Origin of the sequence: Streptomyces sp. NPDC002055, assembly GCF_040296705.1 — a bacterium.
GTDB lineage: Bacteria > Actinomycetota > Actinomycetes > Streptomycetales > Streptomycetaceae > Streptomyces.
In genome coordinates this window covers 1-2,091 of sequence record NZ_JBEOXS010000144.1, presented here as the reverse complement: position 1 = coordinate 2,091, position 2,091 = coordinate 1, and the positions used below count along the sequence as shown (strand labels likewise).

Below are 2,091 nucleotides of genomic sequence, written 5' to 3'. Positions count from 1 at the left end.
TAATACATGGCATACGATTATTAGAAGTTTGCTTGCTACAACAGTAACAGGACTGACAAAGAAGCAAATTCAAGCTAGAGATACTGACTGGCGAAAAGAAAAAACGCTCCTAGACCTCCTTGATTCGGTGGAAATGGAACGTTACAAAATGCTTGAAAGTATCGCAATAGCCATGATTGAAGCTGGTTCCGATTACGAACCACTCAAAGTTGCTATTAAAGCAACAATGACAACAAAAAAAGTCCACACCGACCAAAGTAGAGACTTTTAAACTATAAGTAAGGCAAGCTCTTCATGAGTTTTGCTTTACTCAAATTATAACATATTTGAGGAGAAACACAAATGACAGAATTTATAACCATTGATGAAGCGAAGCTATTATTCACACAGTGCTTAGCAAAATCGAGACACCACATTGAAGTGGATGATGTCACTGACAAACTTTTTGATGGTAAAAGCGTAGCTACCTTTACTTTTATGGGGAATGGCTATCAAGTGGAATTGGAGGCTTAAAATGCAATCATCTACTTTCAAAATAGAAGATTTAGAGAAAGCACGAACTTTTGAAAATAAACATTTTTTAATTCTCTCTGTAAAAATGAATTCTGAAATTGGACATCAAGTTTTTTTAAAAAGCATAAAAAACAAAAAAACAGTAATTATTTTCAATCAAAATAAAGCTCCTCTTTGTATCAAAGTATCTCATGAGTTTGCACAAAGTTGGAAACTGAAAAAACAAGCTGAAACTAAGAAAAGAGATAAAGTATGAAATTTATAAAAATGGACGTTATAAGCACAGAAATACTACCTACTTGGTTGGTTAAACCTAGTCGTGCTGAAGTAAGAAAAATATTAATTGTCAATGAAACTAAAGCCCCAAAGTTGCATATAAGACTTAAACGAGGAGGGAAATCATGAGCATCTTATCATTTGAAGCAGAGCAGGAACTGACTCAATCAGTATTAAATCGTGTTGATAAATTAGTTGAGGCAAGAGTTGAACAAAGTCGTGAGTTCCCATATGTGCAACAAGCTGAATTATTGAAAGAACTGAACATTTCAACCACATATTTAGCTAAACTTCGGGCACACGGATTAAAGCAGGTGATTTTAGAAGATGGAGATCGTACTGTTTGGTATAAAAAAAGTCAATTGGAATCCTTGATGGATTCATTGGCTGAATAGGGGGAAGAAGTGACAGAAGTTAAAACTGATTACGGAGATTTGGAAAAACAACGCAAAGCATGGGAACGGTTAGAAAATAATCTAAAAAAGGTGATTGATCTTCCCTGGGAAAAATTTGGAAACATTGATGGCGCTAAGATTCCTCAAAGTCTTGATTTAGTCAATATCTTGCATCGTGATATTTATGAATATCCTTATCTGTCAGTAAAGTCTACAGGAGAAAATAAAAGAATCAAAAGACCTAGTTTGCATTTAAACAATGGTCAAAATACTGTATCTATTTTCTACGGTGGAGTTAATAAAAAAGCTGAAAAAACTGACGATGGAGAAGATAAAGAAGTAGTTACATTAAAATCAAGTAAAAGTATTCCTCGTTTTGTCAATGTGATTTTAGATTATCTATTTGGAAAGATTGCTTTGCATCATGGATATTTATATGATATTTCAACCTCACAATTCAAACGATTGTCAGAGATGGATATTGCTCATGAATATAAATTAGGCAAGCGTTCTGACTTCACAGCTAGTGAAGTTGTAGAAATTATATCTTTTATAGATGAACAGATAAAGCTAAAACCTCTTAAAGAAATAAAAGCATCGATTATTGCTTGTCATGACTTTCAAATGGATCTGCATCAAAAGAAAATTTTAAAAAATTGTTCTATCAAAGACAATGAATGTTACTTTAAAGTGTTTGATTGTCAGCTCTCTGATGTAATTGAAATGTCAATCTTGAACGCTAATTACTTAGGAATGGTGATAGATGATGTAGACAGCTTGCATAATGCGCAACTACAGCCAATCTATCAAATGCTGGTGGCATGTCGTGAGATTACTAAGACAAGGTTCTTTGTCAGTAAATCTGGGACACGTACTGGTAAAGGCTTGCGTCATAAAGTAATTTCAT

The 2,091-nt window shown here is 33.7% G+C and carries 5 protein-coding genes; all 5 read left to right on the top strand.

Annotated elements, in window-relative coordinates; all coding sequences use genetic code 11:
- Positions 1–271, top strand: a 271-nt coding sequence (locus tag ABT112_RS35075; RefSeq protein ID WP_351515822.1) for a hypothetical protein, incomplete at its 5' end; no start/stop codon positions are given.
- A gap of 71 nt (positions 272–342) precedes the next feature.
- Positions 343–513 (top strand): DUF1655 domain-containing protein, encoded by a 171-nt coding sequence (locus ABT112_RS35070; protein ID WP_269889312.1) that lies wholly within the window; start codon positions 343–345, stop codon positions 511–513.
- Positions 485–769 (top strand): hypothetical protein, encoded by a 285-nt coding sequence (locus ABT112_RS35065; protein WP_351515821.1) that lies wholly within the window; start codon positions 485–487, stop codon positions 767–769. The genes ABT112_RS35070 and ABT112_RS35065 overlap by 29 nt, the downstream gene beginning before the upstream one ends.
- 145 nt (positions 770–914) lie before the next feature.
- Positions 915–1,184 (top strand): hypothetical protein, encoded by a 270-nt coding sequence (locus tag ABT112_RS35060; RefSeq protein ID WP_010906216.1) that lies wholly within the window; start codon positions 915–917, stop codon positions 1,182–1,184.
- A gap of 9 nt (positions 1,185–1,193) precedes the next feature.
- Positions 1,194–2,091: hypothetical protein (locus ABT112_RS35055; protein ID WP_351515820.1), on the top strand; the 898-nt coding region annotated here is incomplete at its 3' end.

What these genes read in the sequence shown, in the direction of transcription:
- ABT112_RS35070 (WP_269889312.1), top strand. Translation starts at nt 343, where the DNA reads ATGACAGAATTTATAACCATTGATGAAGCGAAGCTATTATTCACACAG.
- ABT112_RS35060 (WP_010906216.1), top strand. Translation starts at nt 915, where the DNA reads ATGAGCATCTTATCATTTGAAGCAGAGCAGGAACTGACTCAATCAGTA.
- ABT112_RS35065 (WP_351515821.1), top strand. Translation starts at nt 485, where the DNA reads ATGGCTATCAAGTGGAATTGGAGGCTTAAAATGCAATCATCTACTTTC.